We start from the raw sequence: 13,083 nt of genomic DNA on the forward strand, positions 1-13,083 counted from the left end.
TATGGCATTTAGCGTCAGGCAGAATATTCTTACCGCAGGAATCGCCATTCTGATGGTGTTTTTTGTCTCTTATGGGATTGGCTCTTTTTATCCCGCCCCGGAGTATTCCGACTTCTGCACGCAGGGAATTTTGGGCTTTGCAATAGAGTCGGAAAGCCAGTGCCAGGAGTATGGAGGGAAGTGGATGAATTACACGGCTCTGCAGATTCCCACCCTTCAGGAGCAGTATGTCTGTACGCGCATGCCTTCGGACAACCAGACCGAGGTTCGCCTTTCATGCACAGTTGCACCCGAAAGGAGCGGGTACTGCGAAGTCGACTATTACTGCTCAAAAGATTTCGAGGCGGCAAATGAAATTTACCGGAGGAACTTTTTTGTCGCTTCCGCCTTTTTAGGCATAATTGTTCTTGTCCTTGGAGGAGCCGTCCTGAAGCTTGAAAACGTTGGAGCAGGGATAATGGGCGGCGGCCTTCTGGTAATTCTCTACGGGATAGTCAAGTACTGGGGGCTTGCAACAGACATGATTAAGTTTTTGATGACCGGAATTGCCCTGGCAGTTCTGCTGTGGCTTGGTTACAAAAAGCTGAATCCGGAAAAGAAAAAGAAAGGCAGATTTCTGAGATAACCTCCCACTAGTATTGATTGTAGCTAAATTTATGGAGCCGGACAGAAAACAAAAGGTTCTAAGGAAGGGGGAGCGGGCGGTACAGGTTTCTGCGGCAGTTTCGATAGTGCTTATTGTTTTGAAGGCGGCGGCGGGGCTTTTGTCCGGAAGTATAGCCCTTCTTTCAAGCGCGCTTGACAGCTTTGTCGACACCCTGGGGATGCTTGCGGGCTGGCTTGGCCTTAAAATCGCCCAGAGAAAGCCGGACAAAAGATTCCATTACGGGTATTACCGCGCCGAAACGCTTGCAACGCTTTTCATGTCCTTTATCATCCTTTATGCGGCATTAAGGTTGCTCCTGGAGGGGTACTCCCGCCTCTTTTCTGCAGCGGACATTAGCTATCCCCTTTTGGGCCTTGCTGTTGCGGCAGTAAATATCCTGGCCTCTTTTTTTCTCTCCCGATATCTGGCTCGGGTGGGAGAAGAAACTTCCTCTCCACTTCTTACAGTTGCCTCAAGGGAGCGCCTAACGGACATCCTTTCGGGCATTGTTGTTTTTATCGCGGTCCTTACAAGCTACCTTAAGGTTCCTTATGTTGAGGGGCTTGTGGTAATTGGAATTTCGCTTCTTATTCTCAGGGTGGGCATGGCATCTGTTAAGGATTCGGTTTTGGTGCTGATGGACGTGTCCCCCAGCAAGGCATTTGCGTCAAAGATCGGCGAGGCGGTTATGTCTGTCGGGGGCGTGTCGTCTTACAATCACCTTCGCATGAGAAAGAGCGGGCCCTTCGTGTTTTGCGAGCTTAGCATCAGGGTTAAAAAGTTGGCAAGCGTATATAAAGCCCATGAGATAGCTGAAACTGTAGAAATGAAGATTAAGGAGAAATTGGGCGAAATCGCTTCAGTGACAGTCCATATAGAGCCAGACAATGAAGGCAAAAGCAGGATTGCAATTCCCGTAAGCTCTTGCGTCGGCCTTGAGTCCAAAATATACCCGGATATTGCCGAAGCGCCATGCATACTTTTTGTGGATGTCGACCGTGATGGAGGTAAAATAGATAGGCATTATGTGCGAAAGAATCCTGCGCTTGGGCTTAAGGAGAAAAAGTGCATAAAAGCCGCGAAGATGATTCTAAAGGAAAAGCCGGATGTTCTCATCGTTTCCCGGATGTGCGTACCTCCGTTTCACCTTCTAAAAGAGCAGGGGCTTGTTGAAATATACTCCTCGAGGGGAGCCACAGCCAAATCTGCAGTAAGCAATTTTCTTAAGGGAAACTTGAAAAAGATGAAGACAAAGCAACTGGATTAGGGTGCAATTTTGTGTTTATGGTTTTGGCTAGTCTGCTTTTTTAAGAATGTCTTTTGTAAGGAAATATGTGGCCTTGAGTATATCTGACTTTTCGGATTCGTTTTCGGGATGGATTATCAGCTTTATCTTCAGGTACCAGTGAGGGCCGTCGGCGTCAATCTGGACATTCGCGCTTTCTCCGTCTTTAAGACCGGAATTTACGAAGGATTTTATCTTCTTTATTCTTGCATCTATGTCTTTAGGTACCCTCGAGATTTCAAGCTTTATCTCCTGGTACATTCTGTCGCGCCCCATGTTTAGGACGTTCTTTTCCAGGATTTGCTTGTTGGGTATCTTTACGGTTTCCTTGGGGTCTGAAACCGACTCGATGGTGATGAAGAAAGTTCCGATTTTGGTGACCATTCCAACATCCTCGCCCATCTTTATAACATCCCCTATCCGGAAGGGCTTTTTCTGCAGTACTATCAGCCATATGAAAAAGGAAAGTATTATTTCCCTGATTGCAAAGGCGACGCCTGTTGTTACGAAACCGAGGTATATCGCGATATTTTCCTGGGAAACCCCAAGTCGCCAGAGTATGATCCCTAGGGCAACCATATAAATAAAACTGGAGTAGAGTTTGGTGAATATGATGTTCTGCTCGACTTCAAACTCCCCCTCGAACAGGTGAAAAATCTTGTCGACAGTCAGACGGACAAAAAGAGAGGCTGCAAGAAAGGATATTACAGTTACGAAAAAAATGTCGGCAATATTGATTATTATCTCAGGCACATTAAGATAACCATTCCTGTAGGCGACAATCGGCACAAGAATGAGGAGTGCAAGGGCAAGGAGCATTACCGCACGCTTCTGGAACTTATCCTTTAGCTGGGACAGGCGTTCTTTTCTAGCTCTAAACTGCTCTTCAATGTGGTTTCGTTCGAATTTCAGCTTTTTGGAGTAAAGCATATATTATATACCCGCTTGAATATAAATCCTGCAGCTAATTGGGGCTAAAGAGACATGTCAGGATCTTCATTTTCCTCTATTTCAAACATGGAATAGAGCTTTGATACAAGCCCCGCATAAAGTGCCATCGCCTGCTGGGGGTGCTCGGTCATAATGTGATTTACCAGGGCTAAAAGCTCTTTGCTCATCATTGCGGCATTGAACATGTCTTCATTGTCTGTTGCAAAGTTCAGTTTTATTCCTGACTCAGAGGAGGATTTCGTGTCTATAGTCTTGTCGCAGATTTTGCATTTGACTCTCATAAATGGTATTTAAAAAAGTACTTAACCATCATGCTACAGAGCAGTTGGCAAGAGATAATATGTTTTTTCGCTAATCCTGCCCCCGAAGGTTAATCAGGATCATCAGGATGTTTATGAACAGGTTTATGAAGTCGATGTAAAGCGCGGCAACTGCGGGGACATAATCCTCGTTTGGGTAGTTCTTCAAAATTGATGACATATCGTAGAGGACAAAGCCCGCGAAAAGAAGCGTGAAAAACGCGCTGATAATAAGGCCGTACCCGGTGAGCCCCAGGAAAGTTACCGCAAGGGATGCGACAATTCCGAATATCAGGAGGACAAACAGCATCCCCCCAAGAAACGTGAAATCCTTCTTTGAAAAATACGCGTATCCGGCAAGCCCTGCAAAGACAACTGTGGTTATGGCGAATGCCTGGAGTATCAGCCCCGGGTCAATGTATATAGCAAGCCCGAGAATTGGCGCCATAAGTGCGCCCATCAGAATGTTGAAGAAGTACAGAAGCGGCAGGCTTTTTGTCGAGTATATAGCGTACATTACCACAAAACCCATCAGGCCCAGGCCAAGGAGCACCCAGATGTTTGACAGGTATGGCAAAAGGAAAAGCAGCCCTATGAGAGAGCCTATTGTGCTCACTACGAGAGTTGTAGCAAAGAGAGGCATCACCTTCCTCTTGAAAACCTTCTGTTCCATAATATAAAATATAAATTTAGCGTAGGTGTATGAAGGGCGCTTATGTTATTGTCCTCGAAGTTGAAAAAGACTGCTCGCTTGCCGTGGGGGCTTTAGGCGAACTGCATTTCAGGAAAGGGATTTACCTGTATGTCGGCTCTGCGATGAACAATTTGGAAAAGCGGACTAGGCGGCACCTGAGAAAAGAGAAAACTCTGCGCTGGCACATAGATTACCTGACAGTTTCGCCTTTCGTAAATGTAAGAGCGGTTTACTTTCGGGAGTCCTCCCGAAAGGAGGAGTGCGAAATAGCAGGTCTTGTGGCAAAACACGGCACTCCTGTTATGGGGTTTGGCTGTTCTGACTGCCGGTGCCATAGCCACCTTTTTCAGGTAAGCGATGAGGAATTTTTGAAAGGTACGATGAAACGATTCTTTGGCGCTCAAGACAGTAGGTTAACTCTGCCCTTTTAAATATGCTTTCTACTTTTTCATAATTCTTGCGGCTACATTCTTGCATTTTGATTAAATATCTGGAGGGGTAAACGGCTCTATGGGAGAAGCTATTGTTGAGAGGAGAGCGCTGTCCGAGTGCCCCGTTGGGAGATTGTCTTGTGGAGACGTTGTCAATGCTTTGGAAGCCGGACGCTCCAGTCGGGAGATTCTGGACTTGGCCGGATGCTGCAAAGATTGTCCTGCTTACAGGGCTTCATCTGATGGGGCATGGTTGGGGTCTGGAGATAGCCGATACGTAAGAATGGGGGGCGATTGCGGATTTTGTGTGCCGGGCTGGAATGAGGCGCTGGGATTGGGTCCTGTGTGCCGCATCAAGGAGTGCGTGGATACTCTGGGAATGATATACCGAGGTGACGGAGCCAGTATAGCCCGCACGCCTTAAGGATGGCTCTTGGGCTTTTGTTTTGTCTTGTTTTGATATTTTCTGACAGAGCCGATGCTTTATTTTAATCCAAATTATATTGCGGGAGTGTCCGAGTCTGGCCAACGCTTTTTCTGCCTTTAAATCCCATGAAGGAATGGGGCGGAATGATGGTTAAAGGAGCAGGACTTAAGAAATTAAGTTTGGAGCCGAAAAACGGCGATGACTGCCGAAAAAGCTCTTTTAAGAAATCCTGTGCGTTAGTCGCTGCGAGGGTGAATCTTTTTCTTTTGAAAAAGAAAAAGCTCCAGGACCAAAAAGAAAACAAATATTTCGCTTCGCGGAATAATGCCTGAAGGTCGGGGAAGAAGATTTCCTTGAATTCGAATCCCTTCTCCCGCACATTTTTAAGGTCTGGCTTCTAGTTAAGCTTCTCTATGCAGCTTCCAAGCTGGAAAACTTTTCCTTCCTGCAAATGGTCGCCGATTATGTGAAGCCCTATTGGCATTCCTTCGCTTCTGCCGACAGGAACGGACAGGTGAGGCACTCCGCAAAGGTTTGGCCCCACAGTCAGGATGTCCATTGCGTAGTGCTGGGCAGGCGTAAGCTCTGCGATGTCTGTGAACTTGGGAGCGACAATCGGCATTGTGGGCGTAACGATGCAGTCGAACTTCTGGAAAGCAGACTTGAATTCCTTTATCAAATGTGCTCGGACCTTCAGGGCTTTAAGGTAATACTTGTCCCTGTAGCCGGATTTCCTGTAGAATGTCCCAAGAATGCACCTCCTTTTTGCCTCGAGCCCAAAGTACTTCCCGCGGACTTTCGAGAAAAACTCGTTGTACCCTCCTTCAATCTCAAGGGTTGAGCCGTACCTTATGCCGCAGAACTTGGCAAGGTTTGTAGATGCCTCGCTCATCGCGATTATGTAGTATGACGGAAGCGCATACTTTGTGGAAGCAAGGGAGAACTCTTCGTACTTTATCCCGGCAGACTCTAGCTTTTTTATCTGCCTCCAGATTTCCTGCTTAATCTCTTCATTGACACCCTCGAAATATTCTTTGGGAACGCCCACCCTCATTTTCGAGGGATCTTTTTCAAGAAAGCTCGTATAATCCTCATCTTTTCGGTTTATTGAGGTGGAATCCCTTTCGTCAAATCCGGCAATTTTCGATAGGCCCCATGCGGCCTCAAAGCAGTTTTTGCCGATTATGCCGACCTTGTCGAGGGAAGAGGCGTAGTCTATCATTCCATATCTTGAAACCCTTCCGTATGTGGGTGTTATTCCGACCACTCCGCAAAAAGAGGCGGGGCAGGATATGGAGCCGCCGGTTGATTCTGCCATTGCAACGTGTGGCAGGTTCTGGAGTGCTGCAGTCAGGCATGCGGCGCCGCCCGAAGAGCCGCCGCAGCTTCTTCTGGGGTCAAGCGGGTTTTTGGGAACGCCGAAAGCGCAGTTCATGGAAAAAGTGCCAAAGCCAAACTCGTCCATTGCGGTCTTTCCTATGATGTAACCGAAGTTCTTTATTTTTTCAACCACGTGGGCGTCAAATGGGGGGACATAAGTTTCAAGTATCCTGCTCCCTGCGGTCGTCCTTATCCCGCTTGTGCAGAGGCAGTCCTTTACGGAAATTGGGACTCCTGGAAAGCTTTCCTTTGCGCCCATTTTCTCGCAGTGGCTTAGCGCTTCGTCTCTTGAAACTGTAATAAAGGGCCCGAATTTGCCCTGAATTCTGTCAACTTCCTTCCATATCTTTTCAAATACTTCCCCCTGGTTGGGGTTTTCGAGATATTCCTTAAGGTCCATAAAATACCTAGATTTTATAAGGTTTTGAAAGTGCCGCGTTTTTCCTCTTTTTTTGCTTAAATACGCTCTTTGGGCTGCAGCCGGACCCCTGCTGAGCCATATTTAACATTTAGCCCTTCTTTCTAAATGGGAAAAGCAATTCTTTGTTACGAAATAATGCCGGAAAGCATTGAGTCAGTTGACCTGGTGGAGGAAGGGCTCAAAAAGCTTAATCCCGGAAAAATCGAAAAAAAGCCGATTGCCTTCGGGCTCAGCGCATTTGAGGTGACCTTTATCATCGAGGATGCGGAAGGGGCTGCAGGCAACACCGACGAAATCGAGACAAACCTTGAGAAAGTAGAGGGAGTCGGCTCGGTGAAGAGCATGGGCGTAACCCTTGCTTAGACACAGTTTGCTGTTTGTTTTTGGCTTATATGATGCCCATTGATACTGACAGGGCAAGCTCGTGCTTTCTGAAGTAAAAATTCGCTTTTAGGGCTGCTTTTGGGTCCGGGCTTTTGCAATAAATTTCTCCAAGCGCAGAGTAGACGGGAACCAGACGACGGGCCAGCTGGGGGTAGAAGTTCCAGTGTATGTCTGGATGAAGCTTTTCTGCCCTTTTGTTCGCGTCTTCGTAATTTTTCATTGCTCTCTCAAGGGCACTAATTCTTTTGGACCCGTTCAGCCGTTTTGAAGCTTCATAGTCTTTGGCTCCGCTTACAATCAGTTATACCAGTTCCGGGTCTCTTTCAACCCAGAAGTCGTGGCTGTAAGCCGGGCCCAGATAACCCAATTCTGCCATGCATACCCTTAGGTTTTTTGGAATTTAAGTTTCTCAAGTATTGCTATTAAAACAAGTACATTTAGATGACGAAAACAAAAAATTGAGCCGATTTCGGCGATGATTGGTGATGGGCGAACGGATACTCTATTTTCTTTTTCTGGAACTTTGTACGTTTTTTGTAATGCTTTTGCCAGACAATCGTATTTTTTTCCAGCTTAAAAAAAAGCATTGCTTTCTCTAGTTATGCCTTTCAGGAAAACTCTTCCCGGTTCTAACCTCTATCGTGGGGAGTTGCTCTTTTTCAAAGTACTGGAAGGATGCAACGGGGGAAGTTCAGGCAGATCGGATTATTCTGCTGTCTTGGATTTTCCGCCAAGTTACTTGATCTTTGCAGATGAGAATATACCGCAGATGCTGATAGCTGCAGTTGGCGAAAATGCTACGGCGCACAGGATTTCCAGTGTTGTCAGAGAAGAGCCTATTTTTGGGCTAAAGCGTCGTATGCTCGATATGGATATTGAAGATATCGCCTTTCTTTATGGAGGGGCTTATATACTTAGTTCTGACCGTGATTTTAGGAATTATCCTCGCAGAATTTACATCAAGCAAAGTTCCGTAGGATATAAAACGCCTCAACTGGAGAAAGACCTTCAGGTGGTTATGGAGCGCCTTTCCCAGGATTTTCCAGAATACTCTCCTAGATAGATTATTGTTTTTTTTAAATAATTACTTTTTACTTTCATGGGCACTGGACTTAGTAGCGTTAATTCTGGTCTTCCAGATAGGTTTCCAATCGGTCTTTGTTTGGACGAGAAAGGCCGGTATAGAGACACTTCTGTTTACTTGGAGATGCCAGAAACCCTTCTTCTTGGAAATGTTGAACAAATACGCTCAAGGAAGACTCGTGGTGGCAAAACTGGAACACAAATGTATCGGGATGCAGGTTCCTTGGAATTTAGCGCCTCCTCAGAACCGTATAAAGAAGCTCATGATCTGCTATATTGTTATGCTGATCAACTGTCCCGTGAGATATTGACTCCGCCTAATGATCCACAGGAACACTTTCTTAAGGGGTATATTCTTACAAATCTGGGCAAAAATCCTTCAGGCTCCAAAAGAAGGTCAGTTTTGGAGGTTCTTGAGAGAACTCCAAGAAGTACCAACCTGGAATTTTCCCTTGCGGTCTGCAATGCGTTTGAGGTATCTCCAGGAGTTTTTGTTGAGCTAGACACCCCTTATCCCAATTCAGTCAGGTATTTTGCTGAATTTCACATAGAAGCATCTCCTGGCGAGATAAGAGTTATCCCTGCAAGGATAAGGGATGCTGGTAGAGGAAGCGGAGAAAGCGAACTTGAATTTAATAAGGTAGTTTTAGCACGATTTCTTTATGATTTTTCCAGGGCTCACCGGTAGATCTGGCATTAATTGATTTAAATTCAAATAGAATTACGCGGAGGTGGCAGAACAGCTATGCATCCGGCTGCAGTCCTACCCTTTCTTTGCAAAAGAAAGGCTGAGGTTCACCCAAAGAAAGCAGATTCCTGCTTCGCAGAAACAAAAGCGGTTACCGGACCAAGAGGGTGCGACTCCCTCCCTCCGCTGTCAGACCTTTTCTTTAGGAAAGAAAAGGGCCGACACCCCCAAAAGAACCCTATTCCTGCTTCGCAGGAATAACAGCGGTCTGATAAGCGCAAGAGAAGCTATTGGCAGCTTAAGACACCTTTTTCCAAATAAGCCGTCCTTTTTGTTCGTGATCTATACCCTTGTTAACCCAAATGACGCTTATATTTCCATTGGGCAGTATGTGCAAAGTATGTTCTCCCCAAGCGTTCAAATTTGAAGTAGGTCTCCAGTCATAAAATCCGGTAAGAACAGAATTTCCAAGATATCTCAGGTGGCTTTCCCATTCAATCCCGTTACGTTCCCGACCTATTGCCTTAAAATCATTTCCGATTAAATGTACTACTCGTACCTTTCCATTGTCGTGCACATAAGTACCAATAATATTTTTGAACTTTCTTTTTAGATAGCGTTTATCATAAAATTCACGCTTGAAGAGGACTATAACTGCTTCTGCAATAAATGTGGCGATTATTCCAAGTAAGAATGCAATCGTAAAATCATTCTCCATAATTCTTTTTTGCAGAGTATATTCTAGGCGTTAATGGTGTTAGTCTGGCTTTAGACTAAATCATATCCTTAATCATCTCCCTTATCCTTCCCGGTGACGCATGACGCCCGGATTTCTTCATCACCTGCCCGACGAGGTAGTTGAATGCCTCTTCATGCCCGTTCTCGTAGTCCCGAACCGCCTTTGCGTTGCCCCGTATGACGTCCCGGACATACTTTTCGAGCTGCTCTTCTTCCAGGGGCTTGTCAAGCTTCAGGTCTCGCAGAACATGGTCCGGCTCCCTTACCTTCTGCTTTTTGACGGCGTCGTAAACCATCTCCCTGATGACAAGCTCGGCAACATCGTCCATTATCTTGTAATCCTGGAGCAGGTCGAGAAGCCTCCTCAGGTGCCTTATCTCGATTCCGCTGTCCTTAAGCGAAATGTTGTGGTAGTTGAGGGTCTTTTTCACGTATTTTGCAAGTATTGTCGCGGCTGGCTTTTCGCTGTGGGTTTCGCAAAGGTACTCGAAGTAATTTGCCATTTCGGGCTCCGTAAGAATTGTGTCAATAATCTCCTCAGAAATCGTGCCCATTTTCAGGTATCTCTTTTTCTTCAGGTCAGGAAGCTCCGGGAGGTTTGACTGGACCTTGTTAAGAAGCTCGTCATCAATTTCCATGATGGGCAGGTCCGGCTCAAATATATATCCGTAGTCTTCCTCCTCTTCCTTTGCCCTGGCGCTTGTGGTGGTCTTGGTCTTCTCATTCCAGAGCCGGGTTTCCCTCTTTACTTCCTGCACGTTTTTCTGGCGTATTATCTCAAAGCTCAGGCTCTTTTCGACGTCCTTTATGCCGGAGATATTTTTGATTTCAACCCTTTCGCCATCTTTTTTCTGCTCGACCATCCTTCCGAGGAATGGGTCGAAAACGTTTTCAAATCGGGTGACGGAAATGTTTGCGTCCATCCTCATGCATCCCTCTTTTCTAAAGTCAGTTACGTAAAGGTATTCAATAATCTGCTGGAGCTTTTGCAGGAAAAGCCGCGCTTCGGCGGGGCTTGACAGGTCCGGCTCGGTCACTATCTCGACCAGGGGAGTTCCGGAGCGGTTGTAATCAAGAAGGCAGCAGTCATCTTTTCTTACAATCCTTGCAGGGTCTTCCTCGAGGTGAATGCCCCGGAGCCGAATCTCTTTGTTGTTGATTTTAACTGACCCACCTCTTGCAAGCTTTACCTCCTGCTGGGTAATCTGGTAATCCTTGGACAAGTCCGGGTAAAAGTAAGTTTTCCTCGAGAACAGAAATCTCCTGTTGAGGTTGCAGCCGAGGGCAAGTGCTATCTTTATGCCCTGCTCTATCGCTTTTTCGTTTAGCCGCGGCTTGGTTCCCGGAAAGCCGAGGCACACATCGCATACATTTGTGTTTGGCTCTGCGTTTTCGTTTGCGCAGGAGCAGAATAATTTTGAGCGCGTGTCTAGCTGCACATGGACTTCAAGCCCTATTCTTATGCCTTCCATAAAATAACCTATAGATATTTCTTATCCCTTTTTCCAGGCACTGTCGGATTATAAATTCTCGCCTATATTCTTTATGGTCCATGCTGACCCTTACCTTTTTGGTTTCGTAATGATTACGCTTGCTGCCCTCGTAATTGGACTTATAATGGGATTTATGCGCCAGCCCTCTGTAATTGCCTACCTGCTTGCCGGGGTTCTGGTTGGCCCATATGGGCTTAAGCTTATTTCTGAAGGGAGCATGATTTCCGGCCTGGGAAACCTCGGCGTTATGCTGCTGCTGTTTTTTGTAGGAGCAAGCATTTCCCTTTCGACGCTCGTGAAGCGCTGGAAGCTTGCGATTTTTGGAACCCTCATCCAAATTATTCTCAGTCTTGGCGTGGTTTTTCTTATAGGCCATATATTTTCCTGGCCTCTTGGGCAGATGGTTTTGATGGGCTTTGTGATAAGCCTGAGCAGCACTGCAGTAATCGTCAAGATTCTTGAGTCCAGAGAGGAGATTGGCACAAAGCTTGGGCAGGATGTGATTGGGATCCTTGTAATGCAGGACCTGGCAGTAATTCCAATGATAATGATTTTGTCAGCCCTGTCGGGTGAAGCGACAAACGTAACAGGGCTTCTGCTGAACCTTGCCGGAGGGATATTTGTAATTGTTCTTGTCCTGAGCATTGTCAGGAACGGATTTTTGAAGCTTCCATTTGGGAAAAGGATAGAATCGGACCCTGAACTTCAGGTTTTGGCAGCTCTTGCCATGTGCTTTGGAATTGCAGTTCTGAGCGAGTCATTTCAGCTCTCTGCAGCATTTGGCGCATTTATTGCAGGAATGTCCATTTCCTCAGTAAGGGAGATGAAATGGATTACCCAAAACCTTCAGCCATTTAAGGTTCTTTTCATTGCGCTTTTTTTCATTTCAATTGGCATGATGGTTGACCTGGAATACCTAAGCGCCCACGCTTTTGAGCTTGGCCTGCTTCTGCTTGCCCTTTTCTTTGTCAACAGCATTCTGAATGCCTTTATCTTCAGGTGGAGCGGGGAATCCTGGAGAAACAGTCTTTATGGCGGCTCTTACCTGGCCCAGATTGGAGAGTTCAGCTTTGTGCTTATCGCAATGGGGCTTGGCCTGGGGCTTATTTCATCAAGCGCTTACCAGTTGACCCTGCAGCTGATTGCCCTTTCCCTTATAATAAGCCCGTTCTGGATAAGCTTTTTCCGCCAATTTGTGGACAAGTCCACTTTGATAAGGGAAGCGATTCATTCCGGAGAGGGCAGACGAGAGGGCATACAATTCATAAAGCACCTTGTCGATGCCAACAAGCTGCAGGTTATCGTTGACGAACAGAGGATGGAGCGGCGCGTCCGCCGGCTTCAAACCTGGGTTGACAAGCTCACGTTTACGAGAATTTTTGCACTGTGGTTCTTCGTAATATTTTCATTTGGCCTGATTTATTTCTATGGCCAGACTCCCGAAAACAGCCTTATCTACCAAAATGGTGGCTCGGTGAATAACCTGATGGATACAATCTACTTTAGTTTCATCTCAGCCACAACCACGGGCTATGGAGACATTCTTCCTTTTGGGCTGTTCAAGATACTTGCCATTATTGAAGTTGTCTGCGGGTGGCTGCTTCTGGCTGCGGTAACAACACGGCTTATTTCCGTAAAGCAGGATATAATCATCGGAGAGCTTTATAAGGCATCGCTCAGAAGCGAGATTTCGGGCCTTAGGACGGCATTACGGCTTTTCAGGCAGAATATCGATGACTTTATTATCCGGATGGAAGAAGGGGCGCTTAAGAAAAGGTCTCTTAATGACCTTTCGAGATATCTTGCTTCTTTCGAGGAGAACCTGCTAAGAGTCAAGCTCATAATTCCAAAAGATAATGAGGATGGGTTCAGGACAGCTCCCGAAGAGGAAGATTTGGAGATTCTGGTAAATAGCGCAATGAACTCTTTTGAAAAGCTCTTGGAGCTAATCAATACCAACCACCGCGAAACCCTTGATTGGAGAACTGAGTCGGCGATGAATCGCATTAAAGTTTCCGTTCAGATTGGAGAGGACATATTCAAACTTGCAGACCGGTCCGGCTTTTTCAAGCCCGAATTTATGAAGGGATTAAATGAGCGGCGGGAAAGCATAATTTCTGAGATAAGGTCAAAAGTCGGGCATAGGCCAAAATAAGCCCCCTT

General features: G+C 46.2%; 16 protein-coding genes. 9 read left to right on the plus strand and 7 right to left on the minus strand.

Annotated elements, in window-relative coordinates:
* The first annotated feature begins 1 nt into the window (after position 1).
* Together JW727_06390 and JW727_06395 are read left to right on the plus strand one after the other, a co-directional pair.
* The gene (locus JW727_06390; GenBank protein ID MBN2095653.1) at positions 2 to 625 is read left to right on the plus strand and encodes a hypothetical protein; all 624 of its coding nucleotides are present in this window, start codon (positions 2 to 4) and stop codon (positions 623 to 625) included.
* A 31-nt stretch (positions 626 to 656) separates the two neighbouring features.
* Positions 657 to 1,913 carry a cation diffusion facilitator family transporter gene (locus JW727_06395; protein ID MBN2095654.1) on the plus strand — a complete coding sequence of 419 codons (1,257 nt, stop codon included), beginning with the start codon at positions 657 to 659 and terminating at the stop codon, positions 1,911 to 1,913.
* Positions 1,914 to 1,940: 27 nt separating this feature from the next.
* Here the strand turns inward: JW727_06395 and JW727_06400 are convergent, their stop codons facing one another.
* The 3 genes from JW727_06400 to JW727_06410 all read right to left on the minus strand — a co-directional run bounded on the left by JW727_06400 (position 1,941) and on the right by JW727_06410 (position 3,854).
* Positions 1,941 to 2,861, minus strand: a complete 921-nt coding sequence (locus tag JW727_06400; GenBank protein MBN2095655.1) for a mechanosensitive ion channel — start codon at positions 2,859 to 2,861, stop codon at positions 1,941 to 1,943.
* Between the two features lie 44 nt (positions 2,862 to 2,905).
* The gene (locus JW727_06405; protein MBN2095656.1) at positions 2,906 to 3,163 is read right to left on the minus strand and encodes a hypothetical protein; all 258 of its coding nucleotides are present in this window, start codon (positions 3,161 to 3,163) and stop codon (positions 2,906 to 2,908) included.
* A 70-nt stretch (positions 3,164 to 3,233) separates the two neighbouring features.
* On the minus strand, positions 3,234 to 3,854 hold the full coding sequence (locus tag JW727_06410; GenBank protein ID MBN2095657.1) for a Bax inhibitor-1 family protein: 621 nt from the start codon (positions 3,852 to 3,854) through the stop codon (positions 3,234 to 3,236).
* A gap of 29 nt (positions 3,855 to 3,883) precedes the next feature.
* Between JW727_06410 and JW727_06415 the strand changes: the two genes are divergently transcribed.
* The 3 genes from JW727_06415 to JW727_06425 all read left to right on the plus strand — a co-directional run bounded on the left by JW727_06415 (position 3,884) and on the right by JW727_06425 (position 5,065).
* On the plus strand, positions 3,884 to 4,306 hold the full coding sequence (locus JW727_06415) for a GIY-YIG nuclease family protein (protein ID MBN2095658.1): 423 nt from the start codon (positions 3,884 to 3,886) through the stop codon (positions 4,304 to 4,306).
* A 79-nt stretch (positions 4,307 to 4,385) separates the two neighbouring features.
* The gene (locus JW727_06420; protein ID MBN2095659.1) at positions 4,386 to 4,730 is read left to right on the plus strand and encodes a hypothetical protein; all 345 of its coding nucleotides are present in this window, start codon (positions 4,386 to 4,388) and stop codon (positions 4,728 to 4,730) included.
* 128 nt (positions 4,731 to 4,858) lie between these two features.
* A complete protein-coding gene (locus tag JW727_06425; GenBank protein ID MBN2095660.1) occupies positions 4,859 to 5,065 on the plus strand; it encodes a hypothetical protein in 207 nt (68 codons plus the stop codon).
* Between the two features lie 65 nt (positions 5,066 to 5,130).
* Here the strand turns inward: JW727_06425 and gatA are convergent, their stop codons facing one another.
* On the minus strand, positions 5,131 to 6,513 hold the full coding sequence (gatA, locus tag JW727_06430) for an Asp-tRNA(Asn)/Glu-tRNA(Gln) amidotransferase subunit GatA (GenBank protein ID MBN2095661.1): 1,383 nt from the start codon (positions 6,511 to 6,513) through the stop codon (positions 5,131 to 5,133).
* A gap of 126 nt (positions 6,514 to 6,639) precedes the next feature.
* Here gatA and JW727_06435 point away from each other — a divergent pair, with 126 nt between their 5' ends.
* Positions 6,640 to 6,897 carry an elongation factor 1-beta gene (locus JW727_06435; GenBank protein ID MBN2095662.1) on the plus strand — a complete coding sequence of 86 codons (258 nt, stop codon included), beginning with the start codon at positions 6,640 to 6,642 and terminating at the stop codon, positions 6,895 to 6,897.
* A 25-nt stretch (positions 6,898 to 6,922) separates the two neighbouring features.
* Here JW727_06435 and JW727_06440 read toward each other — a convergent pair whose 3' ends face one another.
* On the minus strand, positions 6,923 to 7,138 hold the full coding sequence (locus JW727_06440) for a hypothetical protein (protein MBN2095663.1): 216 nt from the start codon (positions 7,136 to 7,138) through the stop codon (positions 6,923 to 6,925).
* A gap of 381 nt (positions 7,139 to 7,519) precedes the next feature.
* Between JW727_06440 and JW727_06445 the strand changes: the two genes are divergently transcribed.
* Positions 7,520 to 7,981: a hypothetical protein gene (locus JW727_06445; GenBank protein MBN2095664.1), complete on the plus strand. Its 462-nt coding sequence runs from the start codon at positions 7,520 to 7,522 to the stop codon at positions 7,979 to 7,981.
* Between the two features lie 99 nt (positions 7,982 to 8,080).
* Entirely contained in the window at positions 8,081 to 8,689 is a 609-nt protein-coding gene (locus JW727_06450) for a hypothetical protein (protein ID MBN2095665.1), read from the plus strand.
* A gap of 298 nt (positions 8,690 to 8,987) precedes the next feature.
* Here JW727_06450 and JW727_06455 read toward each other — a convergent pair whose 3' ends face one another.
* Both JW727_06455 and gatB read right to left on the minus strand, forming a co-directional pair.
* Complete coding sequence (locus JW727_06455; GenBank protein MBN2095666.1) at positions 8,988 to 9,407, minus strand: hypothetical protein; 420 nt, start codon at positions 9,405 to 9,407, stop codon at positions 8,988 to 8,990.
* A gap of 55 nt (positions 9,408 to 9,462) precedes the next feature.
* On the minus strand, positions 9,463 to 10,899 hold the full coding sequence (gene gatB, locus JW727_06460) for an Asp-tRNA(Asn)/Glu-tRNA(Gln) amidotransferase subunit GatB (GenBank protein ID MBN2095667.1): 1,437 nt from the start codon (positions 10,897 to 10,899) through the stop codon (positions 9,463 to 9,465).
* Between the two features lie 73 nt (positions 10,900 to 10,972).
* On the opposite strand from gatB, the gene JW727_06465 reads away from it, so the two are divergent.
* Positions 10,973 to 13,075: a cation:proton antiporter gene (locus JW727_06465; protein MBN2095668.1), complete on the plus strand. Its 2,103-nt coding sequence runs from the start codon at positions 10,973 to 10,975 to the stop codon at positions 13,073 to 13,075.
* Positions 13,076 to 13,083 lie beyond the last annotated feature (8 nt).

This window comes from Candidatus Aenigmatarchaeota archaeon (genome assembly GCA_016932615.1).
In the GTDB taxonomy this organism is placed as follows: Archaea; Aenigmatarchaeota; Aenigmatarchaeia; order QMZS01; family QMZS01; genus JAFGCN01.

What these genes read in the sequence shown, in the direction of transcription:
- JW727_06415 (MBN2095658.1), top strand. Translation starts at nt 3,884, where the DNA reads ATGAAGGGCGCTTATGTTATTGTCCTCGAAGTTGAAAAAGACTGCTCG.
- JW727_06410 (MBN2095657.1), bottom strand. Translation starts at nt 3,854, where the DNA reads ATGGAACAGAAGGTTTTCAAGAGGAAGGTGATGCCTCTCTTTGCTACA.
- JW727_06465 (MBN2095668.1), top strand. Translation starts at nt 10,973, where the DNA reads ATGGTCCATGCTGACCCTTACCTTTTTGGTTTCGTAATGATTACGCTT.
- JW727_06390 (MBN2095653.1), top strand. Translation starts at nt 2, where the DNA reads ATGGCATTTAGCGTCAGGCAGAATATTCTTACCGCAGGAATCGCCATT.
- JW727_06420 (MBN2095659.1), top strand. Translation starts at nt 4,386, where the DNA reads ATGGGAGAAGCTATTGTTGAGAGGAGAGCGCTGTCCGAGTGCCCCGTT.
- gatB (MBN2095667.1), bottom strand. Translation starts at nt 10,899, where the DNA reads ATGGAAGGCATAAGAATAGGGCTTGAAGTCCATGTGCAGCTAGACACG.
- JW727_06455 (MBN2095666.1), bottom strand. Translation starts at nt 9,407, where the DNA reads ATGGAGAATGATTTTACGATTGCATTCTTACTTGGAATAATCGCCACA.
- JW727_06435 (MBN2095662.1), top strand. Translation starts at nt 6,640, where the DNA reads ATGGGAAAAGCAATTCTTTGTTACGAAATAATGCCGGAAAGCATTGAG.
- JW727_06405 (MBN2095656.1), bottom strand. Translation starts at nt 3,163, where the DNA reads ATGAGAGTCAAATGCAAAATCTGCGACAAGACTATAGACACGAAATCC.
- JW727_06425 (MBN2095660.1), top strand. Translation starts at nt 4,859, where the DNA reads ATGAAGGAATGGGGCGGAATGATGGTTAAAGGAGCAGGACTTAAGAAA.
- JW727_06400 (MBN2095655.1), bottom strand. Translation starts at nt 2,861, where the DNA reads ATGCTTTACTCCAAAAAGCTGAAATTCGAACGAAACCACATTGAAGAG.
- JW727_06445 (MBN2095664.1), top strand. Translation starts at nt 7,520, where the DNA reads ATGCCTTTCAGGAAAACTCTTCCCGGTTCTAACCTCTATCGTGGGGAG.
- gatA (MBN2095661.1), bottom strand. Translation starts at nt 6,513, where the DNA reads ATGGACCTTAAGGAATATCTCGAAAACCCCAACCAGGGGGAAGTATTT.
- JW727_06395 (MBN2095654.1), top strand. Translation starts at nt 657, where the DNA reads ATGGAGCCGGACAGAAAACAAAAGGTTCTAAGGAAGGGGGAGCGGGCG.
- JW727_06440 (MBN2095663.1), bottom strand. Translation starts at nt 7,138, where the DNA reads ATGAAAAATTACGAAGACGCGAACAAAAGGGCAGAAAAGCTTCATCCA.